This is a genomic window from Mycobacterium sp. Marseille-P9652, assembly GCF_902652685.1.
In the GTDB taxonomy this organism is placed as follows: domain Bacteria; phylum Actinomycetota; class Actinomycetes; order Mycobacteriales; family Mycobacteriaceae; genus Mycobacterium.
This window is the reverse complement of record NZ_CACRUY010000024.1, coordinates 1-23,031: the sequence shown is the minus strand read 5'-3', so window position 1 is coordinate 23,031 and position 23,031 is coordinate 1. Positions and strand designations below refer to the sequence as shown.

Below are 23,031 nucleotides of genomic sequence, written 5' to 3'. Positions count from 1 at the left end.
TCGACCGGGCTGGACGGCCGGCGCTTCAAAGGGGTTTATCAATTAGGGGTTTTGATGCCCGGCGTCCGAGCGGCCCGCGGTCAGCTCTTGCGCGCCACAACGGGTTCAAGACATCGCCCCCACCGACTCTGAGCAGCCGGTGGGGGCGGAGCCTTGGTGTGGGCGGCAGAGTGGGACAACCCAGTCAGAACACGGTGGTACCACCTAGTCAGAACGGGCGGTCACCGACGACGGTCACCCGGTCCATATCCCGCTGCGCCGGATAGTAATCCTGGGCCGCGTAATGCTGGCAGGCGCGGTTGTCCCAGAACGCAATACTGTTGGGGCGCCAATGGAACCGGCACTGGACTTCCGGATACCACGCCTGCTGATAGAGATGCTGTAGCACCCAACGACTGTCCTCGCGTTTGACCCCAACGACCCGGCTGGTGTGGGCGTCGTTGACGTAGATCAGCTTTCGCCCGGTTTCGGGATGGGTGCGGATAACAGGATGAGTTTGCGGCGGGAACTGCTTGAGCATCGCGCGCATAGTGTCATCGTCGATGTACACGCCCAAGCTGTGGGCGATACTGTGCTCGGCGGTCAGCCCCTCGACGTGACGTTTCCAGCCTTCCGACAACCGGTCGTAGGCAAGGCACATGTCGGCGAACAATGTGTCTCCGCCGGTTTCGGGGACTACCCGCGCTCGGAGGATGCTGCCCAACGACGGCTCCTCCCGCCAGCTCACATCGCTGTGCCAGATATTCTCGGTGGCTTTGTTGTCAGCGCTGCGCCGAATCGTGAGCACCTCCGGGTATTGCGGGTGCTGCGGCAGGAACGGGACGATCTCCAATTCGCCGAAGCGGCGGCCAAAATCCATGTGCTGCTCGACGGTGATGTCCTGGTCGCGGAAAAAGATCACTTTCCGATCGAGCAGCAGAGACCTCAGCCATGTGATGGTCGAGTCGTCCAGTTGTTCTCGCAGGTCGATGCCGAGCACTTCGGTTCCGATGGTGGGTGAAAGATGAACGAGTTCGAGCCCCGCCGGCGCCTCGGTTGCGCGGTGAACGGTAGTTGTCATATGTGCATCCTTTCGGCCGGACGAGTCTCGATCCCGTCCGCATGCTTCTGTCCGACACAGACTGTTGAGGAAGTCGATGCCCTCGCGATCAACACGCTCAATTTAACGCTATTGACTTGCATAATCAAGCCTATTGCGTGATTGTATGGACACGTCAACTACCGTGCCGCGAGAACTCCGTCGTTTCTTCGCGCCGTACCGGCCTCATTCGACCCGTAGCGAGGAGCGCCGATCAGGTCCGGCCAGCAACACTCACCCCGCCCGGGAGGCCGCATTGTGGCTCCTGATCGCGTTGTAGCGCTGCTGCATTCGCTTCGTCGAGATGGGGTCCGACGGGACGGCTCAGTCGGCGCCTGTGCACGTGTGGGGCTTTGGTCCGAGCTGGCGCCCGTTCAGCTCACTCCTTGGTGTCGAAAAGCGCGGTGTCGAGCCGCCTCAGCACGTTACGAATGGAGGCCAGCGCCGCGTTGGAGGTGGGCAGGGCGCCGGCCCTGAGCGACTCGTTCACGCTGTAGTCGACGGCGGAGAAAACCACGCTCGCCAGCATGCGCGGGCGGGGATCGTGACGGGCATCAACACCCAGCCGTACCGCGAGCGCGTCGGTGAGGGCGCTACGGATTGCTTCGGTGCGGGCGTCGCGGCACGCGAGCACGTCCGGTGAATTGCGCTGCAGTTGCTCACGCATCCTTTCCCGCTCAGCCTGTTCCGGAAGCAGTGACCAGCGGTGCTCGGCCACCTGAAGGATCGATTCGGCGAGGTTCTCGTCGGCCGGCCGGCGGGCGAGCTCGGTACGGACGTGCTCAATCTCTTCGGCGGGGTTGCCGAACAAGACCGCCTCCTTGGATTTGAAATGACGGAAGAACGTGGATGGGTCAACGTCGGCCCGAGACGCGATATCGGCAACCGTAACCGCGGAATATCCGCGCTCCGAAAACAGCGCGAGCGCCGCATCTTCCAGCGCCTGGCGTGTGGCGCGCTTCTTTCGTTCTCGACGACCTTCGACCTCGGTCACGTCGGCCCCAGGCCCCCGAGCTCATGTAAGGCGTCGAGGGCATCACGGAAACGGCGCACAATCGCATCCCTGCTGACCGCCGCCGGCTCGTCGATGATCAAATCCAAGCCGAAGCGTGCAGCAGTGACAAATGCAGCGCCTAACAGCGCCGCCTCCCGCTCCGGATACCCTCGCGCGGCGAAGGCCCCCGCGCACGTCCTTTCCCATCGGGACCAGTACGCCGTCTCGGCATAAGACAGTGCCGCCGATTCCCGCGAGAGTTCCAGGCGTAGGCGAATCTGTTCGGTGTCGACACTGGATTGGTAGACGACCGTTTCGAACGCGGTCGTCATCGAGGAGATAAGGTTTTCGGCTGCGGGCCGGGACCTGAGGGCGGTTTCCAGCAGCTGTGCGACGTCCTCCGGTGCATAAAGAACTGCTTCTTTGGTGGGGAAGTGCCGGAAGAAGGTCGAATCATCGACGTCAGCGTGTGCGGCGATTTCGGCGACGGTGACCGTGTCGAAGCCGTATTCGGAGAACAACTTAACTGCGGTGGAGATCAGCGCCTGCCGTGTCTGTGCCTTCCGGCGCTCTCGCGCTCCCGACAATCGCGGCGCAACCGACTTCATTATATGACTTTATCGCACTTGCGTGTGACATGCGTATCCCGGGCTATTGTCAGAGCGCCCTGCACACCTATCAGGAACGGTCCGCGGTATTCGGCGCCAACATCCCGGTCACTACGGCCACAACCTTCTCAGGGGCTTCCAGGGGAACGGTGTGGCCGACTCGGGCCAGGACGTGAAGTCGTCCATCGGGGAGTCCGTCGGCGATCGCGCGCGCCGAGGCAACCGGCACAGCACGATCATGGTCGCCGACGACGACGGCGATCGGTTCGGTGACCTTCGTCAGCTCGGCCGTCAGATCCAATCCGTCCAACCCGGCCGTGATCGCCTGCCGTCCGGGCGATCTCAGGATGTCGTGAACTACCTGATCACGCACCGAGCGTCCCGCTTCGGGCCCGACAAGCGCAGGCAGAATCAGCGCGCCGCCCAAACGACTGGCGATCAGGCGATCGACGAGACTCGAGGCCGCGAACCGGGCTGCGGCGCGTTGACCGCGGCTACGCGGTGCTCCGATGACGGGGGTGAGCAACGCGGCGGCACTCACCGCCTCCGGGCGTTCCCAAATCAGATACGCCAGAGCCACTGCCGATCCCATCGAGTGGCCAACCACGATGACGGGTCCGTCACCGGCGACCGATGCGACGATTTCCCGCAGATCAGCGACGAGTCGCGCGAAGACATGGCCCTGCACGCCTGCGCGCGAAAGTCCGTGTCCCCGCTGATCGTAAGTGATGACGCGTTGGCCGTGGGTGGTGAGTTGCTCCGCGACCGGATCCCAGGTGTGGTGGCTAGCGCCGATGCCGTGCACCAATACAGCGGTCGTGTTCCACGCGCTTGGCGAACGTTCACTGACGAAAAGAGCAGCGCCGTCACTGACCTCTATGATGCGGGTGTCGGCGATATGAGTCGGCCGGCCTGACCCGGGTGGTGAGACATCGCTCAACGTGTCACCGTCTCGGCGACCGCGGATGTGCCGCCCCCGAACGCTATCAACTTCGCCAGGCCTGCCTCATCCAGCTCAGGCTGTTCGACGAGACGCGCGATCGGCTCGCCGGCCAGGTACCGCTCCAGCAGGTTATCGGGGTCGAACGGCACGCCGACGGGATTCTTGGTGAACTGCGGGGAGCTCATCGTTTCAGTGGCCTGATCGGGAGTCATTGCGTCGCAGAATAACTCGACAAGGACGCCGTCGGGGTCGCGGTAATACATTGACACGGTGCCGATGTGGTTGAGGGTCAGCGCCGGGTGGATATCGTGGTCGCGAATAGCCGCGTACTGGGACAGCAGCTCACCCAGACCCCCGGCCTTGAAGGCAATGTGCTCCAGGCCGGGCTCAGTGCGCGGGGCGGGGCCGGCTTTGGCAGGGGGAACGGCGATAAGCGCGAGTCGGTGGTGCTCGGCGTCAAAAGTCAGTGCGGCGCCCATTTCGTTCTTCCACACGACATGCGCGCCGAGCACGATGCTGTACCAGGCAAGCGTCTGGTCGATGTTGGCGGTACGCAACACGACGTGGGAGAGTCCTTCGACGGCGCGCTTGGACGAAGGAAGTGATCGTTGAGTCATAGAGCAATCCTGTTCGCTGGTGTCGGGTGATTCGGACGCGTTGAAAATCCAGACGTTCGACCGGTTGGCACCGCCTCGGGCGCACAGATCAGATCCAATTGGCTGGTTCCGCGATGGAACGGCGCACTGGACCGGTTGAGCAACCACTGAAGCAGCGCCGGCGACAGCCTTGCGACGATCGGCAGGGCATGGCGGAAGGCCAACCGGCTGTACCACGTGCGTTGGAACAACACCTTGGGGACTCGGCGCTGAGCCCTCTGGATGGAGTGCACCTCGGGCTCGCGCTGTGCTTGCACCGTTGCGGCGGCCACGTCGAGCTGATGGGGATCGGGCGCGGGCTGACAAAGCAATGGCGACATTTCGTTGCACACCGCCACCGCATCGCGCAGCGCTTGACTCAAACCCTGCCCGCCGGCCGGCGACATCGGATGCGCCGCATCGCCGATCAGCAGAAGCCCGGGCCGCGTCCAGACCGGAAGCGCGTAGCACACCACGTCGAGCAGATTCAGCTTGATGGTGTCGGCCTGGCGGCGCAGCGCATCGATGACCGACGCGGACACGAACCCTTCGAGCATGTCCAGCCACCCGTGCACGCCCAGTGATCGGATTGCCCCGAATTCCCCTTTTTCGAGGATGGTTCCGATTTGGAAGTCGCCGCGATGGGTCGGAAAGAAGATCACCACTCTTCCCGGTCCCAGGAACAGCATTGACTTGTTCCGGTCGGCATGAGGCACTTCACCCCTCGTCCACGCGACGTCGAAAACCTGCTCGTCGCCCAATCGTTGGCCGTCGAGACCGGCCCGCTTGCGCACGACCGAGGTGCGTCCGTCACAGCCGATCACGAAGTCTGCCTCGAGGCGGCTGCGGTGGCCGTCCTGCTCGATCTCGACTCCGACCACCCGGCCGGAGCGCATGAGGAGTTGGCGAACCCGGGCTCCCATCTTCAGTTTGAAATTGAGGTGCTTGGCCGCTTCCGCGGTCAGCATCGCGAGCATCTCGGGTTGGGGAATCTGATTAGGCGCAAAAGCGCTGTGCGGTCCGGGCTCGTCGTCAGACCACGGCATGGTGAACGCGAGCCGGCCCTTCGTAAAGACCTGGCTGACGGCGATCTTGGCACGCGGCAAGGCGGCGAGTTGATCGGCCAGGCCGGCCTGCTGAATAGCCTTGATACCGGCGTGGAACAGGTCTTCCCCGCGAAATTCGCGGTCGAAGGAGTGGTGACGCTCGAGCAAAGTGACGTCGACCCCGCGCGAGGCCAACAGGTAGCTGAGAAATGCGCCAGCGGGTCCCGCACCCACAACAATGACCGAACCCATTGATCACCCCTTCGCATCGAACGGCCGGCGCACGTCGTGTGTCGGACAGTGACCGACTGGTCACCATTGGCTACCCGCAAGGCCAGATTAATGCTAGTCGCTAGAACATGCAAGTGACTTGTGCTACGTCAGTACCACGCGCGCTGTGTTGCCCGAGTCGCGGGGAGGACCGCCGACGCGGCGGGCACCACATGCGGTCTAGATTGCGGCGCAACGGATCGTGTCGGAAGGTAGGCCGCGTTGGCGCGGAGCTCGGCATTACGCCCGCGCAGTTGGCGCTGGCGGTGATTCGGCAGCGCACTCGGCCGATCATTCGTACGTCGTGCCCGCAGTGGCAGGCATCTGGATGACAGCCTCCGATGCCTACAGATCAACCTGTCCACGGATGTGATCCGGCGGCTCGACGCAGTTAGCACCTCACCCCGGTCACTTGCACCAGATCTCTTCGATGAGTCAGCACACAAGCTGATGTTCGGCGTCAGGGTGCCACCGTGGTCGCAGCACCGATCCGGCACGGTGCAACATGCTCGGGGCGATACAGGCTTCGCCCGGTGAATCCAAGGGTGCGTGACCGATGTCCGGCTACGCGCGCTGTATCGGCGCCGCCGAAAACCACACCGTCCAGGCAGTGTTGGTGGCGTCCGCGGGCGGCCGCGACTCGGGACCGGATGGTCAACAGTGCGGTGTCGTGCTCTGCGGCCCCCAACGGCACAGACCGAAATGCCGCGAGATCGGCGAGGCCGATCACCAGCCCCACGACGTCGGTCCGTCGAAATTGCCCGGCGGTGGCCGCGGCAACTGCAGTTGCGGTCTCCACCATGATCCATAGAGGCACATCGGAGATCGTGTCCGCCACCGCGTCGACGTCGGGGGCGCCGGTGGCTTTGGGGACGAGGACCCCATCCAGGGCGAGGGTCCGCGCGGCAGCGATGTCTGCCCGGTAATCGTCGGTGCCGACGGCGTTGACGCGCAGGATCACCGGAATCGCCGCCTGGTGCAGGAGCGTCACGGCATCAGCGAGAAGCGTCCGGGCCTGCTGCTTGGCGTGCGCCGGAACGCCGTCTTCGAGGTCCAGCAGGACGATGTCAGGTCCGGCCGCTACCACGTGCGTCAAGAGGTCCAGACGGTGTGTTGCAGCGTAAAGCGCGCAGGTGAACCCGTCACCTGGCGTGGTTTGAGCACCGGTAGCCGTGCCCCCATCTGACACGGGAAGCGAGTCGGTCATGCCAAACGCGCAGCGACCTTGGGGCTTTCGAACACGTTCCGCAACGGCGGCAGGTCACCCACTGTGACTTCGATGACGTCGCCGGCAGCAAGGAAGCGTTCGGTGGCCAGGCCGACACCCGCGGGTGAGCCGGTGCAGATGAGGTCACCGGGTTGCAGCGGCACCGACGCGGTGACCGCCTCCACGAGCGTGGGGATGTCGAAGAGCAATTCGCTGAGCTTGGCGCGTTGGCGCAGTTCGCCATTGACTCGTACCACCAGCTTGACGTCGGTGGGCGGCTGAGCGGTAACCAAGACGCCGGGCCCGATCGGCTTGAACCCGGGAAAAGCCTTGGCGGCGATGACACCGTCCATGTCACCCCGGGCGGCAGCGGCTAGCTGTAAGTCACGTGCGGTCACGTCGTTGACAGCGGTCAACCCTGCCACGAACTCCCAAGCGTGGGTGGCGTCGACCTGGTAGGCGGGTCGGGAGATGACGACCGCGATTTCGCCCTCGTAATCCACTTTCTCACCTGCGTGTGCGGGCGGGGTGATGCGGTCCTCGGGTCCGCCCACCACCCCGCCGTCGATGCGGCCGAATAGCGGCGCTTGGGGCAGCGGCTGGGAAACTTCTTTCGCATGCGAAGCGTAGTTGAGGCCCACGATGGCGATGGTTTCGGGCCGTACTGGCGGTTGCAGGAGTTGCGATTCCAGTTCGACGGGTATGCCGGGAAGGTCGGCGACGCTGTCCCACAAACCGTTAGACAAGGCGTGCTGCAGGCTGGCAAGGTCCGGCAGGAGATGGGTGGCCTCCGCGCTGCGGCGCACGACTCCCTCAGTGGTGGTAAACAGCTGCATCACGTTGCCTCGTCAAGGCTTTCGACTGAGCGCGCTTGGGCGTGCGCCGAGTCTACGACCGTCGTCACCGCACGTTGGTGAAGCACCAGGTCACCGTCTGCATTGCGCTCCCACAGATCGTGAAAGTCCGCGATCGACATGGTGAGCTCGCCGGTATCGCGGAATATCCGATGCACCACAACGATGTAATCGGCCCGAAATGCATGATCCGTGTCGCCGTGGATGCGCACGTTGCTCACGATATGACGAGAGGTGTAGGGCGCACGTTCCCGCGCCGCGATGAGCCGGTCGTATTCGGGCCGCCCAACCCGCGCACCGTCATGGATGATGACGAAGTCCTCACTGAGCTGAGTTAGGGAAAGGCTCGCGGAGCCGCGGTCGACCGCTGCGATTCCAGACAGGATTTGCTGCTCGAGCTCTCGCCACTCGTCGCTTGTTACCGTCACGTGGCCAGTATCACTCAGCAGCCCCAGTTACGCAAGTGACTGGTATCAACAATACACTTGCAATTTTGACCGGCTCGCGGCCATCGCCACCGCACTATCGGGTCCCCCAACTTTCGTCAACGCTTCTGCAGTCTCGGTCCTCGCCAGCGGCTCGCCCGGTGCGGGTGCGCCGAAACCGCTGGTCGGGAAAGGGGATTCCTGCGCCGCGCTGCGCGCACATTGCAGCCCGGGCACGGCGAGATAGAGCGGTTCATCGGCATCATCGCGCCCATTGCATCCGCACTTAGCCGAAGTCTCGATGGGTCCGATCCAATGTAATGCGCTTCTATTGCATTACCGGTTCACTTGCTTATGCTAGTGCCCGCGTGTTTACTGGTGGACCGGTGGCGACACGGCGAGCGTCGTGGATCCCCCTCGCAGTCGCTGTTGAGGATGCCGGGTTACCGGCTACTTCTCTGCGTGATAAGACGATCGAGCATTTAAGGGAAACCCATGAGGCGCAACCTATTTGAAGAAGATCACCTCGCGTTCGGCGAGGCCGTGAGGACATTCGTCGATCGCAGCGTCGCACCCCGCCACCAGAAATTCATCGAACAGCGGTTCATCGATCGTGATGTATGGCTGGAAGCGGGGCAAATCGGTCTGCTGGGGTTGGAAGTACCCGAACGGTTCGGCGGCGTAGAAGCCAAAGACTACCGCTTCAACGTGGTGCTGGGTGAGGAGCTGGCCCGTGTGAGCGCAGCCGTTGGCTCCGCTCTGGGAATCCATTTCGATGTGGTCGCGCCTTATCTGGTGCACCTGACCACAGAAGAGCAGAAAGACCGCTGGTTGCCCAGATTCTGCACCGGTGAACTCATCACGGCTATTGCCATGACGGAGCCATCAGGCGGATCAGACCTCGCCGCCCTGAAGACCACCGCAGTCAGAGACGGCCGTAGCTACATCATCAATGGAGCAAAGACTTTCATCACCAACGGCGGTAGCGCCGATCTGGTGATCGTGGCGGCACGAACCAGCCCGGAGAAGAAGGCCAAGGGCATCACCCTTTTCGCCGTGGAAGACGGAACGGAGGGGTTCGCCCGCGGCCGCATACTGGATAAGGTCGGGCAGCCCGAATCGGACACGGCAGAGCTGTTTTTCGACGATGTGCGCGTCGACGAATCAGCGGTGATCGGTCAGGTGGATCACGGGTTCATCCACATGATGCAGATGTTGCCGCAGGAAAGGATCGGGGCGGCGGTGGCCAACCTCGGTCATGTGCGCCCGATCCTCGAGGACACGATCGACTACGCCAAACAACGTAAGGCATTCGGTCAGCACATCGGCGCTCTGCAACACAACAAGTTCATGCTCGCCGAGATGGTGACCAAACTCGACGTGACCCAGGCCTTCGTCGACAATGCGGTCGTCGCCCACAGCCGCGGCGAATTGACTGCCACCGATGCCGCCAAGGCCAAGTGGTGGACAGCGCACCTGCAAAACGAGATCTTGGATTACTGCGTGCAGCTACACGGCGGTTATGGCTACATGAACGAATACCGCGTCGCGCGCGCGTGGAAAGACGCTCGGGTGTCCAAGATCTGGGCCGGCTCCAACGAAATCATGAAGGAACTGATCGGCCGCGATCTCGGACTCTGAGCGATACGTCGGCGCCGCCCACATACACACAGCCGTCGTCAATCGATTCCAGACTTGGAATCGGGGATTTCTTGACCACGCATGAGGACCTGATGTGACGACTTCGCCGCGGACCGGCGCAGTGGCCCACACCAGTCACGGGGCCAACCATGCCGCACGCCTTTCCCCCACACCACCGTCGAAACGCGCGCCGTCGGCAGCATCGGCGCCTCGGTGATTCGAACCCGCCACGGGCAACGCGACTGGTCAGACCCTCCCACGGGTACCGGACGCCTATCACCGCGCTGCTGGCGAACCGCACCAATCAGCCCCGCGCCATCTCCTCCAGGCGGCGAATCCGGTCCTCGATCGGCGGGTGCGTGGAGAACAGCGACCCGATCCGCTCGCCCGCGCGGAACGGGTTGGCGATCATCAGGTGCGCCTGGCTGGCCAGCTGCGGCTCCGGCGGCAGGGGGGCCATCTGCACCCCGCCGGAAATCTTGCGCAGGGCCGACGCCAGCGCCAGCGGATCACCGGTCAGCACGGCACCCGACTCGTCGGCCTGGTACTCGCGCGAGCGCGACACGGCCAGCCGCACCACCGTCGCCGCGATCGGGCCCAACAGCGAAACCAGCAGCAGCGCAAAGGGATTCTCGCCGTCGCGGTTGCCGCCGAACATGCCGGCCCACATCGCCATGTTGGCCAGCGCGGTGATCACCGACGCCATCGCCCCGGCGACGCAGGAGATGAGGATGTCGCGGTTGTAGACGTGCGACAGCTCGTGCCCGAGCACGGCGCGCAGCTCACGCTCGTCGAGGATCTGCAAAATCCCGGTGGTGCAGCACACCGCGGCGTTGCGGGGATTGCGCCCGGTCGCGAACGCGTTGGGGGCGTTGGTGTCGCTGATGTACAACCGGGGCATCGGCTGGTGGGCGGCGGTCGCCAGCTCACGCACGATCCGGTACATCACCGGCGCCTGCAGCTCGGAGACGGGTTGGGCGTGCATCGCCCGCAGCGCGAGCTTGTCGCTGTTGTAGTAGGTGTAGACGTTCATGCCGACGGCGAACAGCACCGCGATGAACATCGCCGTCCTGCCGAACAGCGAGCCGACGAACACGATCAACGCGGACATGCCGACCAACAGGGCGAAGGTCTTCAGCCTGTTGGCATGGGGATGCCAGGTCATCGGGTGTCCTCCTACGGAAGGTTTGTGTCAGCTGAGCAACGTCTGACACCGCGGCCGTGGTTCCGCATGCGAGATCAGCCGTGCCGCTTGACCGTGTAGTCGATAAGAGTCTGCAGCGCGTAGCGGCCCGGGACGTCGGGCAGGACGGCCAGCTCCTGACGCGCCTGACCGGCGTAGTCGGCCAGGAACTGCTTGGCCTTGGCCATGCCCGCCGACGCCCGCAACAGCGTCAGCGCCTCGGCCACGTCGTCGTCGTCGTGGATGGGACCGGACAGCAGCTCGCGCAGCCGCGCCGCCTCGGGCCCGGGTTCGCGCAGCGCGAACACCATCGGCAGGGTTCGGACCCCCTCGCGCACGTCCGTGCCGGGGAGCTTTCCCGACTCCTGGGAGTCGCTGTCGATGTCGATGATGTCGTCGGCGATCTGGAAGGCGGTGCCGACGATGCCGCCCAGGCGGCTCAGCCGCTCGACCTGGTCGGCGTCGGCGCCGGAGAACATCGCGCCGAACCGGCCGGCCGCCGCGATCAGGCAGGCCGTCTTCTCGTACACCACCTTCAGGTAGTGCTCGACCGGATCGGCGCCCTCGACCCCCTCGCGGAGCCCGCGCGTCTCGCGCATCTGACCGGTGACCAGCTGCGCGAACGTCTCGGCGATCAGCCGCACCGCCTCGGGGCCGAGCCGGGACACCAGCCGCGACGCCGTCGCGAAGAGGTAGTCGCCGGCCAGGATGGCCACGTTGTTGCCCCAGCGCACGTTGGCGGTGGGCGTCCCGCGCCGGACCTCGGCCTCGTCCATGACGTCGTCGTGGTAGAGCGTGGCCAGGTGCACCAGCTCGATCACCGCCCCGGCGATCGTGACCTCCACGGCGTCCGGGTTCGGCCCGATCTGCGCGGACAGCACGGTGAACAGCGGCCGGAACCGTTTGCCGCCGGCCTTGAACAGGTGGGTCAGCGACTCGGTCATCACGTCGTCGGCGCTGCGCAGCTCGGTGTCCATGAGCTGCTCGATCCGCCCGACGCCGTCACGCACCGTCGCGGCGAAAGCGGCATCTCCGAAGTCAATGCCCGCCACCACCGTCTCCGGAGTCCTCACCCGACCAACATACTGGTGAGCGTGGGAAGCAGCGCGGACGTGGTGGTCGTGGGAGCCGGACCGGCGGGGTCGGCGGCGGCCGCCTGGGCCGCCCGGGCGGGCCGGGACGTGGTCGTCGTCGACTCGGCGGCCTTCCCCCGGGACAAGGCGTGCGGCGACGGGCTGACGCCCCGCGCGGTCGCCGAACTGGAACGCCTCGGCCTCGGCGAGTGGCTGGACACCCGCATTCGCCACCGCGGGGTGCGGATGAGCGGCTTCGGCGGCGAGGTCGAGGTCGACTGGCCCGGCCCCTCGTTCCCGTCGACCGGCAGCGCGGTGGCCCGCCTCGAGCTGGACGACCGGATCCGCAAAGTCGCCGAGGACTCTGGGGCGCGGATGCTGCTCGGCAACAAAGTTGTTGCGGCGCATCACGATTCGGCCCGGCGGGTCACGTCTCTGACGCTGGCGGACGGCACCGACGTCGCCTGCCGCCACTTGATTGTGGCCGACGGCGCGCGCTCCCCGCTGGGCCGCAAGCTGGGGCGGCGCTGGCATCAGGAGACGGTCTACGGGGTTGCGGCGCGGGCCTACCTGAGCACTCCGCGCGCCGACGAGCCCTGGCTGACGTCGCACCTGGAACTTCGCTCCCCCGACGGCGCCGTGCTGCCGGGGTACGGCTGGATCTTCCCGCTGGGCAACGGCGAGGTGAACATCGGCGTGGGGGCGTTGTCGACGTCGAAGCGGCCCGCGGACCTCGGGCTGCGGCCACTGATCTCCTACTACGCCGACCTGCGCCGCGACGAGTGGGGCTTCGAAGGACAGCCGCGCGCGGTGGCGTCGGCGCTGCTGCCCATGGGTGGCGCGGTCTCCGGAGTGGCGGGGCCCAACTGGATGCTGATCGGGGACGCCGCGGCCTGCGTCAACCCGCTCAACGGCGAGGGCATCGACTACGGGCTGGAGACCGGCCGGTTGGCCGCCGACCTGCTGGACTGCCGTGACCTGTCCCGGGTGTGGCCGGCGCTGCTGCAGGAGCACTACGCCCGCGGGTTCTCGGTCGCCAGGCGGCTCGGCCTGCTGCTCACCTTTCAGCGGTTCCTGCCCGCGACCGGGCCGATCGCGATGCGCTCGAGGACGCTGATGACGATCGCCGTCCGGGTGATGGCCAATCTCGTGACCGACGATGACGCCGACTGGGTCGCGCGGGCGTGGCGCGGCGGCGGGCGGCTGTCGCGCCTGGTCGACCGCCGGGCACCGTTCACCTGAGAACCCTGATCACCCACCTGATATGCGGTGTATAGTCCGGCTAATGAAGCGCGCGAGGCTGGCCACCGGCATCGCCCTCGCGGCCGCCGCTGTCGGGCTGGCCGCGCCGGCGCAGGCCGACGATTACGACTACGTGTTCAAGACCACCGTGAACCACTTCGGGGTTTACGGTCCGCAGGACCAGCTCGCGTGGCTGGCCAAGATCAGCTGCGACCGGATCGGCCGGGGCGTCGACGGCGACCCGTACAAGTCGGCCAACTTCATCCAGCACAACCTGGCGCTCGGTACGAGCCAGGGTCAGGCGTTCCAGTTCCTGGGCGCCGCGATCGACCACTACTGCCCCGACCAGGTCGGGTTCATTCAGCGGGCGGGTCGCTGACTCCCATGGCGCCGACCCGCGGCGCCCGGCGCGAGCGCCGCGCTTGCGATCGGCGCTAGGCCTTGTAGCCCGCGTGTAGCGCGACGATCCCCCCGGTGAGGTTGCGCCAGCGCACCGCCGACCACCCGGCCCGTTCCATCTGGCGTGCCAGCCCCGCCTGGTCGGGCCAGGCCCGGATCGACTCCGCGAGGTACACGTAGGCCTCCGGGTTGCTGGAGACCGCCCGCGCGACCGCCGGCAGCGCGCGCATCAGGTACTCCTTGTAGACGTTGGCGAACGCCGCGTTGGTGGGGGTGGAGAACTCGCACACGACCACGCGGCCGCCGGGACGGGTGACCCGCAGCATCTCCCGCAGGGCCGCCTGGGTGTCGACGACGTTGCGCAGCCCGAAGCTGATGGTGACGGCGTCGAACACGCCGTCGGCGAACGGCAGCCTGGTGGCGTCGCCGGCGACCTTCGGCACGTCGCGGGCGGCTCCCGCCGCGAGCATGCCGACGGAGAAGTCGGCCGCCACGCACCACGCCCCGGACTTGTTGAGCTCGACGGTGGAGACCGCCGTGCCGGCGGCGAGGTCGAGCACCTTCTGACCCCGACCGATCTTGAGCGCCGACCGGGTGGCCTTCCGCCAGTGCCGGTCCTGTCCCAGCGAGAGCACGGTGTTGGTCAGGTCGTAGCGGCGGGCCACGCCGTCGAACATCGACGCCACGTCCCGGGGGTCCTTGTCCAGAGCGGCGCGACTCACATTGGAGACGCTACCGGTTGGGAATTAGGTGGCGTCGACGGCGTTGCACCACAGCGTGACTGAAAAGGTTTGGTTTATCACCGGTACATCGCGGGGCTTCGGACGGGAATGGGCGGTCGCGGCGCTGGAACGCGGCGACAAGGTGGCGGCGACGGCGCGCAACACCGACACGCTCGACGACTTGGTGGACAGGTACGGCGACGCGGTGTTGCCGATTCGCCTAGACGTCACCGATCGCGAGGCGGACTTCGCGGCGGTCAAGCAGGCCCACGACCACTTCGGCCGGCTGGACATCGTCGTCAACAACGCCGGCTACGGGCAGTTCGGGTTCATCGAGGAACTGTCCGAGCAGGACGCGCGCGACCAGATCGAGACGAACGTGTTCGGCGCACTGTGGGTGACCCAGGCCGCGCTGCCCTACCTGCGCGAGCAGCGCAGCGGGCACATCATCCAGGTGTCCTCGATCGGCGGCGTCACGGCCTTCCCTCTGGTCGGCATGTACCACGCGTCGAAGTGGGCGCTGGAAGGCTTCTCGCAGGCGCTTGCCCTCGAAGTCGCGCCCTTCGGGGTGCACGTCACGCTGATCGAGCCCGGCGGCTTCGACACCGACTGGGCCGGCCCGTCGGCCAAGCACGCCAAGCCGCTCGCGGCCTACGACGAAGTGCGCGCAGCGGTCCAGTCGGAGCGAAGCAGGCGGTGGGCCAGCCCGGGCAGCCCGGAGGCGTCGGCGGCCGCGTTGCTCAAGGTGGTCGATGCCGAAAACCCGCCGCTGCGGGTGTTTTTCGGCTCCTCGCCGCTGCAGACGGCCAAGACCGACTACGAAAGCCGGTTGCGCAGCTGGGAGGAATGGCAGCCCGTCGCGGAGCTCGCGCAGGGCTGAGGGCTACATGCGGATGACGAAGGCGTCGGTGTTCTCGTCGTATTCGACCGACTCGTTGACGAACAGTTCGCCGACCGTGCGGCCGTCCTCGGCGACCGCCAGGAAGGTGGCCTCCCCGTTGTAGGTCACCGACCCCTGCACGAACATCGCCGCGACCTCGCGCCCGTCGGCTCCGAAGACGACCAGCTTCAAGCCGCCCGCGTCCTTGACGTACTGCACCGCCTCGGCACGTGTCTTGACCATCGCCGGATTCCCTTTCTCGACGCACTCCCGTAATGCGAACCCGCTCAGTATTGCCGGTAGCGCCGTTGCACGTGTTCCTGGCGGACCCTGATCTGCTCGCGGCGTTCCTCGGCGGACACGATGCGAGTGGATTCCGGGAGGTACTCGCGCGCCCGGGAGAGGGGCACCTTGGTGACCGTGGCCTTCGGCAGTTCGGGCGGCGGCGTGGAGTAGGTCCAGCGCAGCGCCAGGAACCCGTTGCGATGGCCGGCGGTGTCGAGCCAGTTCGGCACGCCGGGATCGGCTCCGGCCACGACGTAGCGGGTGACCCCGTCGGCGTCCGGCTCGGACTGGAATCCGTTCAGGCTGCTGGTGTGGTTGGCGTAGTCGAGTGATTCGCCCCACAGGTTGGCCAGGTGAAAACCCATGTACGCCGGCGGCACCGGCACGACGACCTCGACGAGGAGCGCTTCATCGTCCTGTAGGTCGAAGACGCCGCCGGAGTAGACGTTGGTGCTTTGGCCACCCCCCATGGCGAGGTTGGCGAGCGCCGGTTCATTCAGGTCGTTGCGCGGCATCAGGGTGACGCCGTCGCCGTTCTTGTCGCCGTGCGCCTCCAACACGAGGTCGTAGAACTGGTTCCAGAACGTCATCTGGTTCTCGATGATCGAGCCAATACGCCGGATCTGCTGCGCCGCGGTGGCGGGATCGACCGGCGCGGGGGGGTGGCCCTCCCCGCCGATCCGGGCGATGTGCAGGTCCGGCGAGACTTCGTGGTCCCAGTCGTGAAAGAGCATGCGCGCGATGAGGAATCCCGCCGTGGCGGTGCCGTCGGCGGTCGCGGTGGCGACGAAGTTGCCGGAGTGGCCCGGCGGCCGCTGGGGGGCGAGCAGGATCTCGAACCGGCCGTCGTCGTCGACCAAGAGGCCGGCGGTGTCCAGCGAGCCGGTGATCGTGCGCCCGCCCGACACGAGTTCGGCGAGGCTGCCGGTGTCGCCGGCATAGATGCTGTGCGCCTCAAAGATGATGTATTGCGGCGCCTTTGGCAGAAGCCGGCCCTTCACCCGATAGCTCTTCGTGCCGTCGATGGACGCCGAGAGGTAGAGCGCGTCGGCGTTGTCGATTGTCGCCTTGTCGAGCGGCTGGATCGCGCGGCGGAAATAGGGAAAGTCGGGGTCTTCGGCCACGCCGCGCTCGATGGCGCTGAACACGAAGCCCAGCAGGTACCGGTATCCCTCGGCCAGGCTTTGCTCGGTGACCGGCGGCGCGTGCAGCTCGGCGGAGTCGACCGCGTCGCGGGCGCGGTTCAGCGCGTCGACCATGTCGCCCCATGCCGCCCGAAGCGTGTCCTGGACTGACTCAGCGGACATGCGCGCCCTCTCCCTCGGTGTCCCAACGGTATTGCTCGAAAAGGTCGGCGAGGTGGGTGTGGATCTCGTGCGGATCGAGGCCGAACTCGGCGAGGCTGTAGCGGTGGGCCGACTCGTGCCCGCCCCGGGCCTCCGCCGCCTCGAACGCGTTGGCCGCCGCGGGCCCCAGGTCCAGCTCCAACTCCCGGTAGACGCGGCGCATCGTGGCGTCCGGGTGCGCCACCAGCTCGCGATAGTCGACGACGGCGTGGCGAACCTCGGGGTGCCGGGCCAGGACCTCGAGCGGGCGCCGGTAGGCGTCGAACGACTGATCGGCGAGCACCCGCAGCGAATTCGCGATCAGCCGCTCGTCGCGCCCGCGCAGCTCCCACTCGTTCTTCAGCAGCTTGAGCAGGCTGGGGATCGTCTCGTCCGGGTTACGAAGGGGCACAACGACTCTGGCGTCCGGGAACGTCTCGATCAGCGATTCGACCCGGCCGCAGAAGGTGGGATTCTTGCTCAGGTGCGTCCCGCCGCCGTTGAGCGCGATCTGGCGCCGGACGCATTCGGAGTAAAAGCCCATCACCCGCCGCCGCTTGCGGTCGGGCCACTGGTCGACGTGGTAGAAGTCGAGCTCGCCCATGAACGGGAACATGACGATCCAGAATCCCGAACACAGCGACCACGTCAGGAAGGCGTCGTCTTCCTCCGGCACGAAGAAGCCGGTCTTGTGCATGTCGTCGGTGGGCGCGAAGCGGCGCTCCTCGATCTCGTCGAGTCGGCGTCGCAGCCGCTTGCCGAAGGCGTCGTCGAGCCGAAAGAGCAGGCGCAGCAAGTGTTTTTCCAGCAGCGAGGGGAAGAACAGCTCGTACATCAGGGCGTAGCTAAACTGGGGGTCTTGCGCCATCAGCCGGTGCAGGTACGTCGTGCCGCTGCGCGCGTGCCCGATGCAGAACACGGGTGCGCGCACCTGCGTGCGGCGCAGCGACGGGAACAGGATGAGGTCGAGGGCGAAGCACGCCGCGTGCAGTGCCGCGATGGCCGGCACACCGACCAGGAATGCGACGAACCGGGCCCAGGGCTTGGACCCGGCTGGATTGCGGCGCAACAGCCGAAGCATCGTCCGGTAATTCGCCCAGTCGAAGTAGAACCGAGTTGCCGGCATGGGTCAAGCTATGCGCATTTAGTTGACTATGTCAAGGGTATCCGGATACCGTGCGGACGTGACCGCCACGCGCAAGCTGCAATCGGTGGACTCCATCAGTGCCACACTCGCGCGGATCGTTCGACTCAGCGTCAGCCGCTCGGCGTTCGCCCGGCAGGCGTCGGCCGCGGACACCGAACTGTCACAGCCGTCTTACGTACTGCTGCGCGCCCTGATCGACGAAGGGCCGCTCTCGATGGGGGATTTGGCGCGCATGGCGCACATGGACGTCGGCATGGCCACGCGGCGGGTGCAGGCCCTAGTCGACGCCCGGCTGGTGACCCGGCGCAGCGACCCGCGAGACGGACGGCGCTGCGTCATCGCCACCACGGCGGCCGGCCGGCGCGCGGCCTCAGCGCTGCACGGGGTGAGGAGGGATCACCTGGCGCGCGCGCTGTCGGGCTGGTCGGCGGACGAGCTTCGCCAGTTCGACCGGCTCCTCGCCCGCTTCCTCGCCGACACGACGACGACGCCCATCGACTAGCGCCGAAGCGCTACTCCCCCTGCGCGTACCGACGCCGGGGCGCACCCACCCGGGCGGCGGGCGAGAGCACCGCCTCGTAGTGGCCGAGCAACTCGTCGCAGATGACCGGCCAGCTGCGGCCGAGCACGCTGCGCCGCGCGGCCTGGGCGTAGCGGTGGCGTTCGTCGAGCAGGTGATCGACGGCGGCCGGCAGTCGCTCCTCGAATTCGTCGACGGGCAGCAGCAATCCGGTGCGGCACGGCGCGACGAGGTCGCGTGGGCCGCCGGCGTCGGGGGCGATCACCGGCAACCCCGACGCCAGCGCTTCCTGGACTACCTGGCAGAACGTCTCGTGCTCGCCGGTATGCACGAAGACGTCCATGCTGGCGTACGCCGCGGCGAGTTCCTGGCCGTACAGCGCACCGGTGAAAACCGCTGAGGGCATTGCGGTTTGCAGCTTCTTCTCGTCGACGCCGTCGCCGACGATCACCACCTGCACCGCGCCGGACGCCGCCAGCCCGATGAGCCGCTCGACGTGCTTCTCCGGCGCGAGCCGTCCGACAAATCCCACGATCGGCTTGCCCTGCGGCGACCACCGCCGCCGCAGCTCCTCGTCGCGCGCCGAGGGCGCGTACCGCAGCACGTCGACGCCGCGCGCCCACCGGTGGACCCGCGGAAACCCCTGCGACATCAGCGATTCCATGGTCACCGTGGAGGGGGCCAGGGTCCGATCGGCGAGGCCGTGCAGGTGACGGAACCAGGCCCACGCCGCGCGCGTCGTCATGGGGATGCCGTAGCTCGCCGCGAAGCCGGGAACGTCGGTCTGGTAGACCGCGACCGTCGGCACCCCGAGCCGGCGCGCCGCTCGCAACCCGCCGTAGCCGAGCAGCGCCGGGGACGCGAGATGCACGACGTGCGGGTCGAATCCGCGCAGCACCTTCACCATGCGGGGCATGGGCACGCCCAACGGCAGCGTGGTGACCTTCGGGAACATCCGCGACGGCACCCGGTGCACGCGGATCCCGTCGTGCACGCGTTCGGCGCGGGGTGCCCCGGGCGGGTTGTCGGGGGCGATGACGAGGGCTTCGTGCCCGGTCCGCCGCAGGTGCTCCAGCACTCGCAGAACGGAATTGCTGACACCGTTGACGTTGGGGAGGAAGGACTCGGCGACGATGGCAACGCGCACACCATCACGGTGTCAGGGCCGCCTGTCTCAAAGGTTGCCTGCGAGCATACGTCGCGCGAAATTTGCTGGTCGTGGTGATCGCGAGGTCAGGCGGCGTTCACCGCAACGGGTGCGACCTCGTCGCGACGGTCCAGCCACCTGTCGGCCAGCGCCAGGCCGACCAACAGGAGCGTCGCCACCAGCCAGCACACCACCGCAATGGACCCCGCGGGGATGATGGCCAGGCCGGCGTTGCGGTGCTGCACCCGCACCAGGTTCGGGTCGTTCTTGTTGTACTCGACGTAGATGCGCATGCCCGTCGCCAATTCCGAGGGGTAGAGCACGCCGAGCTCCGGCCGGTAGGTGACCCGCTCGGGCGTCACGAACTCGATGGTGGAGCGCATCGGCCCGGCGCTGAGGACCTCGGCCTGCGCGACGCCCATGTGGTGGCCGATCGCCAGGTCGTCGCGCCAGGCGCCCGCCACCAGCAGGACCGACTGCAACGTCACCAGGCCGGCCACGATCAGGACCGCGATCCGCGCCCAGCGCAACGCGGCCCGCGCCCTCGTCTTCGGCGGCTCGTCGCTGCGACCGTGAATCAGGATGCGCAGCAGGGTCTTCGGCGAGGTCACAGGGCGGCCTTGATGGCCGCGTGCAGCTGCCGCAGCGAGGACCGGTCGGCCTTGACCTCAAGCACCCGCATGCCGACGCCCGGCTCGTCGAGGGCCGCGTCGAGTTCGTCCACCTCGATTTGCCGGCTCTCGACGTGGTAGGCGCGGCACAGCGCGCCGACGTCGACGTCGTGCGGCGTGCCGAAGACCCGCGACGACACGTCGGAGAACCGGGGGTCGCCCTGTTCGAGCAATTCGAAGATGCCGCCGCCGTTGTCGTTGGACACCACGATCGTCAGCGCGCGGGGCGTCGGCTCCGTGGGCCCGATCAGCAAACCCGAGCTGTCGTGCACGAAGGTGAGGTCGCCGATCAGTGCGACGGTCCGCCCGTCGTGGGCCGCCTCGTAGGAGAGGGCCGCCCCGATGGCGGTCGAGACCGTGCCGTCGATCCCGGCCACGCCGCGGTTGGACCGCACCGCGACGCCGCGTGCGTTCAGGCCGACCAGGGCGACGTCGCGGACCGGGTTGGACGCCCCGAGCACCAGCTGGTCGCCGGGCCGCAGCGCCTTGCAGACCGCCGCCGCCACGTGCAGGCCGGTGGTCAGGGGATGCGCCGCCAGCTGTTCGGAGACCGCGGCCAGGGCGTGCCGGTTGACCTCGGCGCAGCGCTGCAGCCAGGCCGGGTTGGGCGCCCCGGTGGTGACCGCGCGGGTGCCGGTGGCCTGGGAGTTGCCCGAGACGTCGGGCCAGCGGGGGCCGGTGGTGAGCGCGTACACCGGCACCTTGGGGTCGGCCAGCAGCGTCGACACCGGGCGGTGCAGCGTGGGCCGGCCTACCATGATGACCTGCTTGGGCCGCAGCAGCGGCAGGGCGAACGGGTGCAGGGGGTTCTCGGGCGCCGGCGCCGTCGGCTCGGCGACGGTCGGGAGGTGCGCCAGGTTGGGGTGGACGCCCGCGCCGTGGCCGGCGATGACGACGGTGTCGGGCGACAGGTCGATGTCCAGCGGCTGGTCGAACGTGACCGGCGGCGTGTACGTCCACGGCCTGCCGCCCGGCCGGCCGGGCGGGGTCGTCGCGCCGTGCGGTTCCGGGTCGGGCACCAGGGGTTCGCGCAGCGGGATGTCGAACTGCACGGGGCCCGCGTTCGCGGTGCGGGCGCCCGTCGCGGCGGCCAGCACGCGGCAGGTCGCCGACCGCCAGGTCGCGTTCAGCGCGTCGAGCCGCTCGGGCGCGTCCTCGGCCAGGCCGAGGCTGACGGCGGCGCGGACCTGGGTGCCGAAGTAGCCCAGCTGCTCCATGGTCTGGTTGGCGCCCGTGCCGAGCAGCTCGTAGGGGCGGTTGGCCGACAGCACGATCAGCGGGACCCGGGCGTAGTTCGCCTCGACCACCGCCGGGCCGAGGTTGGCCACGGCGGTGCCCGACGTCATCGCCACACACACCGGCGCGCCGGCCCCGATCGCCAGGCCGATGGCCAGGAAGCCGGCGGTGCGCTCGTCGATGCGGACGTGCAGCCGGAGGCGGCCGGCCCGGTCCGCGTCCTGCAGCGCGAACGCCAGCGGGGCGTTGCGCGACCCCGGGCACAGCACCACGTCGCGGACGCCGCCCCGGATGAGTTCGTCGACGACGACGCGCGCCTGGGTCGTCGAGGGGTTCACTACTACAGGGTGTCACAACCCAGCGTTGGTGCGCCTGGACGTGGAGCGCCGGCGGTCACGTCCTCGCGAAGAACTGCAGCGCGGCGTCGTTGACGGCCTGCGGCCGCTCGAAGAATCCCAGGTGACCGGCTTCGGGGATCTGCAGGTAGCGGCCGTTGGGCAGGGCGTCGGCGACCTCGCGGCCCAGGTAGGGCGGCGTCACGATGTCGTCGGAGAAGCCGATCACCAGCACCTGGGCGGCGATGCTCCGATAGGCGGGCAACCGGTTGGTCTGGGGCGCGCAGTCCAGCTGGCAGCGCAGGCCCGGGGTCTGCTTGATCGGCCAGGTGGAGAACATCGAGATCCAGTCGCCGACGGCCTCGTCGTCGTTGAGGGTCTTGCGCGAGAAGCTCTCCAGCAGGCGGCTCCGCGCGTCGTAGGAGACCGGCACCTGCACGCCCGAGGCGTACAGCTCGGCCTCGGCGTCGCGGAAGAACTGGCGGGCGCGGTCCAGGCGGCCGCGGGTGGCCATCAACACCGCCGAGCGCACCAGCTCGGGCCGCACCACCATGAGCTCCTGCGCGATGTAGGAGCCCATCGACACCCCGACGATCCGCACGGGCGCGGCGTCCAGCGATTCGATCAGCGCGGCGGTGTCGGCGACCAGGGTCTGCGTCGTGAAGCCCTCGGCGTTCTCCGTCGCGCCGATCCCCCGGTTGTCGAAGGTGATGCATCGGTAGCCGGCCTTGAGGAACGCGGGGACCTGGTGGGGATGCCAGGTGCGTCCCGCGCCGCCGCGCCCGGCGATGAACAGCACGGGCTCGCCGGAGCCGCGGTCGTCGTAGGCCAGGTTGATCACCCGGACGACGGTACAAGGAACCGGTGGCAGGCCTTGACCCGGTCGATCCACCATTGCCGGCGCCCGGGCGGGGCGGCCAGCGCCTGCAGCCGGGCGGCGGCCGGGCCGGCGGGTGGTGGCCGCCGGACCGGTGCTGCAGGATCGTCGCCCACAGCCGCCCGTGGGGGCTGTCGGATGCCAACGCCGCCAACGCCATTCGCAGGTCGCCCGGGGGCACCACGGCCAGCTCGCTGCGCAGCCGGCCGGACGAGCCGCCGTCGTCGGCGACGGTCACCACGGCGGTGACGTGGTGGGTCAGCCGGCGCGCCGCGGACAGCGTCGCGT

Annotated in this window: 24 protein-coding genes and 2 pseudogenes; 5 read left to right on the top strand and 21 right to left on the bottom strand. The window is 67.4% G+C overall.

Features of this window, described 5'->3' with window-relative positions:
• Window positions 1-208: 208 nt before the first annotated feature.
• The 9 genes from GPY60_RS14370 to GPY60_RS14330 all read right to left on the bottom strand — a co-directional run bounded on the left by GPY60_RS14370 (window position 209) and on the right by GPY60_RS14330 (window position 8,063).
• Window positions 209-1,060, bottom strand: a complete 852-nt coding sequence (locus GPY60_RS14370) for a TauD/TfdA dioxygenase family protein (RefSeq protein WP_156688342.1) — start codon at window positions 1,058-1,060, stop codon at window positions 209-211.
• A 397-nt stretch (window positions 1,061-1,457) separates the two neighbouring features.
• On the bottom strand, window positions 1,458-2,072 hold the full coding sequence (locus GPY60_RS14365) for a TetR/AcrR family transcriptional regulator (protein WP_156688341.1): 615 nt from the start codon (window positions 2,070-2,072) through the stop codon (window positions 1,458-1,460).
• Complete coding sequence (locus GPY60_RS14360; RefSeq protein ID WP_156688340.1) at window positions 2,069-2,680, bottom strand: TetR/AcrR family transcriptional regulator; 612 nt, start codon at window positions 2,678-2,680, stop codon at window positions 2,069-2,071. Before GPY60_RS14360 ends, GPY60_RS14365 begins: the two co-directional genes overlap by 4 nt.
• A 70-nt stretch (window positions 2,681-2,750) precedes the next feature.
• On the bottom strand, window positions 2,751-3,620 hold the full coding sequence (locus GPY60_RS14355; protein ID WP_197283676.1) for an alpha/beta fold hydrolase: 870 nt from the start codon (window positions 3,618-3,620) through the stop codon (window positions 2,751-2,753).
• Complete coding sequence (locus GPY60_RS14350) at window positions 3,617-4,240, bottom strand: VOC family protein (RefSeq protein WP_156688338.1); 624 nt, start codon at window positions 4,238-4,240, stop codon at window positions 3,617-3,619. Before GPY60_RS14350 ends, GPY60_RS14355 begins: the two co-directional genes overlap by 4 nt.
• Window positions 4,237-5,556, bottom strand: coding sequence for an FAD-dependent monooxygenase (locus tag GPY60_RS14345; RefSeq protein ID WP_156688337.1), 1,320 nt, complete (start codon window positions 5,554-5,556; stop codon window positions 4,237-4,239). The genes GPY60_RS14350 and GPY60_RS14345 overlap by 4 nt, the downstream gene beginning before the upstream one ends.
• 478 nt (window positions 5,557-6,034) lie before the next feature.
• Window positions 6,035-6,781: an aldolase/citrate lyase family protein gene (locus tag GPY60_RS14340; protein ID WP_156688336.1), complete on the bottom strand. Its 747-nt coding sequence runs from the start codon at window positions 6,779-6,781 to the stop codon at window positions 6,035-6,037.
• Entirely contained in the window at window positions 6,778-7,617 is an 840-nt protein-coding gene (locus GPY60_RS14335) for a fumarylacetoacetate hydrolase family protein (protein WP_231639654.1), read from the bottom strand. The genes GPY60_RS14340 and GPY60_RS14335 overlap by 4 nt, the downstream gene beginning before the upstream one ends.
• Window positions 7,617-8,063: an aromatic-ring-hydroxylating dioxygenase subunit beta gene (locus GPY60_RS14330; RefSeq protein ID WP_197283675.1), complete on the bottom strand. Its 447-nt coding sequence runs from the start codon at window positions 8,061-8,063 to the stop codon at window positions 7,617-7,619. Before GPY60_RS14330 ends, GPY60_RS14335 begins: the two co-directional genes overlap by 1 nt.
• A gap of 492 nt (window positions 8,064-8,555) precedes the next feature.
• Here GPY60_RS14330 and GPY60_RS14325 point away from each other — a divergent pair, with 492 nt between their 5' ends.
• Window positions 8,556-9,701 (top strand): acyl-CoA dehydrogenase family protein, encoded by a 1,146-nt coding sequence (locus GPY60_RS14325; RefSeq protein ID WP_156688333.1) that lies wholly within the window; start codon window positions 8,556-8,558, stop codon window positions 9,699-9,701.
• 304 nt (window positions 9,702-10,005) lie between these two features.
• On the opposite strand, the gene htpX is transcribed toward GPY60_RS14325, so the two are convergent.
• Window positions 10,006-10,866 carry a zinc metalloprotease HtpX gene (htpX, locus tag GPY60_RS14320; RefSeq protein WP_156688332.1) on the bottom strand — a complete coding sequence of 287 codons (861 nt, stop codon included), beginning with the start codon at window positions 10,864-10,866 and terminating at the stop codon, window positions 10,006-10,008.
• A 74-nt stretch (window positions 10,867-10,940) separates the two neighbouring features.
• The gene (gene grcC1, locus GPY60_RS14315; protein WP_156688331.1) at window positions 10,941-11,957 is read right to left on the bottom strand and encodes a nonaprenyl/(2E,6E)-farnesyl/geranylgeranyl diphosphat synthase; all 1,017 of its coding nucleotides are present in this window, start codon (window positions 11,955-11,957) and stop codon (window positions 10,941-10,943) included.
• 15 nt (window positions 11,958-11,972) lie between these two features.
• Here grcC1 and menJ point away from each other — a divergent pair, with 15 nt between their 5' ends.
• Window positions 11,973-13,199 (top strand): menaquinone reductase, encoded by a 1,227-nt coding sequence (gene menJ, locus GPY60_RS14310; protein ID WP_156688330.1) that lies wholly within the window; start codon window positions 11,973-11,975, stop codon window positions 13,197-13,199.
• Between the two features lie 43 nt (window positions 13,200-13,242).
• The gene (locus GPY60_RS14305) at window positions 13,243-13,578 is read left to right on the top strand and encodes a DUF732 domain-containing protein (protein WP_156688329.1); all 336 of its coding nucleotides are present in this window, start codon (window positions 13,243-13,245) and stop codon (window positions 13,576-13,578) included.
• Between the two features lie 55 nt (window positions 13,579-13,633).
• Here GPY60_RS14305 and GPY60_RS14300 read toward each other — a convergent pair whose 3' ends face one another.
• Window positions 13,634-14,320 carry a demethylmenaquinone methyltransferase gene (locus GPY60_RS14300; RefSeq protein WP_156688328.1) on the bottom strand — a complete coding sequence of 229 codons (687 nt, stop codon included), beginning with the start codon at window positions 14,318-14,320 and terminating at the stop codon, window positions 13,634-13,636.
• 55 nt (window positions 14,321-14,375) lie between these two features.
• Between GPY60_RS14300 and GPY60_RS14295 the strand changes: the two genes are divergently transcribed.
• Entirely contained in the window at window positions 14,376-15,200 is an 825-nt protein-coding gene (locus GPY60_RS14295) for an SDR family oxidoreductase (RefSeq protein WP_156688327.1), read from the top strand.
• A gap of 3 nt (window positions 15,201-15,203) precedes the next feature.
• Here GPY60_RS14295 and GPY60_RS14290 read toward each other — a convergent pair whose 3' ends face one another.
• Genes GPY60_RS14290 through GPY60_RS14280 form a run of 3 tightly spaced genes read right to left on the bottom strand, consistent with a single transcriptional unit; the run spans window position 15,204 to window position 17,936 of the window.
• A complete protein-coding gene (locus GPY60_RS14290; RefSeq protein ID WP_156688326.1) occupies window positions 15,204-15,443 on the bottom strand; it encodes a hypothetical protein in 240 nt (79 codons plus the stop codon).
• 44 nt (window positions 15,444-15,487) lie between these two features.
• On the bottom strand, window positions 15,488-16,792 hold the full coding sequence (locus GPY60_RS14285; RefSeq protein WP_156688325.1) for a hypothetical protein: 1,305 nt from the start codon (window positions 16,790-16,792) through the stop codon (window positions 15,488-15,490).
• Window positions 16,782-17,936, bottom strand: a complete 1,155-nt coding sequence (locus GPY60_RS14280) for a sulfotransferase family protein (RefSeq protein ID WP_156688324.1) — start codon at window positions 17,934-17,936, stop codon at window positions 16,782-16,784. Before GPY60_RS14280 ends, GPY60_RS14285 begins: the two co-directional genes overlap by 11 nt.
• Before the next feature lie 58 nt (window positions 17,937-17,994).
• Here GPY60_RS14280 and GPY60_RS14275 point away from each other — a divergent pair, with 58 nt between their 5' ends.
• A complete protein-coding gene (locus GPY60_RS14275; protein ID WP_231639650.1) occupies window positions 17,995-18,459 on the top strand; it encodes a MarR family winged helix-turn-helix transcriptional regulator in 465 nt (154 codons plus the stop codon).
• 10 nt (window positions 18,460-18,469) lie between these two features.
• On the opposite strand, the gene GPY60_RS14270 is transcribed toward GPY60_RS14275, so the two are convergent.
• The 6 genes and pseudogenes from GPY60_RS14270 to GPY60_RS14245 all read right to left on the bottom strand — a co-directional run.
• A complete protein-coding gene (locus GPY60_RS14270; RefSeq protein ID WP_156688322.1) occupies window positions 18,470-19,624 on the bottom strand; it encodes a glycosyltransferase family 4 protein in 1,155 nt (384 codons plus the stop codon).
• An 86-nt stretch (window positions 19,625-19,710) separates the two neighbouring features.
• On the bottom strand, window positions 19,711-20,235 hold the full coding sequence (locus GPY60_RS14265) for a DUF3592 domain-containing protein (protein ID WP_156688321.1): 525 nt from the start codon (window positions 20,233-20,235) through the stop codon (window positions 19,711-19,713).
• Complete coding sequence (gene menD / locus GPY60_RS14260; protein ID WP_156688320.1) at window positions 20,232-21,869, bottom strand: 2-succinyl-5-enolpyruvyl-6-hydroxy-3-cyclohexene-1-carboxylic-acid synthase; 1,638 nt, start codon at window positions 21,867-21,869, stop codon at window positions 20,232-20,234. The genes GPY60_RS14265 and menD overlap by 4 nt, the downstream gene beginning before the upstream one ends.
• Window positions 21,870-21,924: 55 nt before the next feature.
• On the bottom strand, window positions 21,925-22,707 hold the full coding sequence (locus tag GPY60_RS14255) for an alpha/beta fold hydrolase (protein ID WP_156688319.1): 783 nt from the start codon (window positions 22,705-22,707) through the stop codon (window positions 21,925-21,927).
• Window positions 22,704-22,850, bottom strand: a pseudogene (locus GPY60_RS27115) (o-succinylbenzoate synthase); the annotation flags it as partial. The pseudogene GPY60_RS27115 and the gene GPY60_RS14255, both read right to left, overlap by 4 nt.
• A pseudogene (locus GPY60_RS14245) lies at window positions 22,796-23,031 on the bottom strand (2-phospho-L-lactate transferase CofD family protein); the annotation flags it as partial. The pseudogenes GPY60_RS14245 and GPY60_RS27115, both read right to left, overlap by 55 nt.

What these genes read in the sequence shown, in the direction of transcription:
- GPY60_RS14370 (WP_156688342.1), bottom strand. Translation starts at nt 1,060, where the DNA reads ATGACAACTACCGTTCACCGCGCAACCGAGGCGCCGGCGGGGCTCGAA.
- GPY60_RS14360 (WP_156688340.1), bottom strand. Translation starts at nt 2,680, where the DNA reads ATGAAGTCGGTTGCGCCGCGATTGTCGGGAGCGCGAGAGCGCCGGAAG.
- GPY60_RS14350 (WP_156688338.1), bottom strand. Translation starts at nt 4,240, where the DNA reads ATGACTCAACGATCACTTCCTTCGTCCAAGCGCGCCGTCGAAGGACTC.
- GPY60_RS14345 (WP_156688337.1), bottom strand. Translation starts at nt 5,556, where the DNA reads ATGGGTTCGGTCATTGTTGTGGGTGCGGGACCCGCTGGCGCATTTCTC.
- GPY60_RS14340 (WP_156688336.1), bottom strand. Translation starts at nt 6,781, where the DNA reads ATGACCGACTCGCTTCCCGTGTCAGATGGGGGCACGGCTACCGGTGCT.
- GPY60_RS14335 (WP_231639654.1), bottom strand. Translation starts at nt 7,617, where the DNA reads ATGCAGCTGTTTACCACCACTGAGGGAGTCGTGCGCCGCAGCGCGGAG.
- GPY60_RS14325 (WP_156688333.1), top strand. Translation starts at nt 8,556, where the DNA reads ATGAGGCGCAACCTATTTGAAGAAGATCACCTCGCGTTCGGCGAGGCC.
- htpX (WP_156688332.1), bottom strand. Translation starts at nt 10,866, where the DNA reads ATGACCTGGCATCCCCATGCCAACAGGCTGAAGACCTTCGCCCTGTTG.
- GPY60_RS14305 (WP_156688329.1), top strand. Translation starts at nt 13,243, where the DNA reads ATGAAGCGCGCGAGGCTGGCCACCGGCATCGCCCTCGCGGCCGCCGCT.
- GPY60_RS14290 (WP_156688326.1), bottom strand. Translation starts at nt 15,443, where the DNA reads ATGGTCAAGACACGTGCCGAGGCGGTGCAGTACGTCAAGGACGCGGGC.
- GPY60_RS14285 (WP_156688325.1), bottom strand. Translation starts at nt 16,792, where the DNA reads ATGTCCGCTGAGTCAGTCCAGGACACGCTTCGGGCGGCATGGGGCGAC.
- GPY60_RS14280 (WP_156688324.1), bottom strand. Translation starts at nt 17,936, where the DNA reads ATGCCGGCAACTCGGTTCTACTTCGACTGGGCGAATTACCGGACGATG.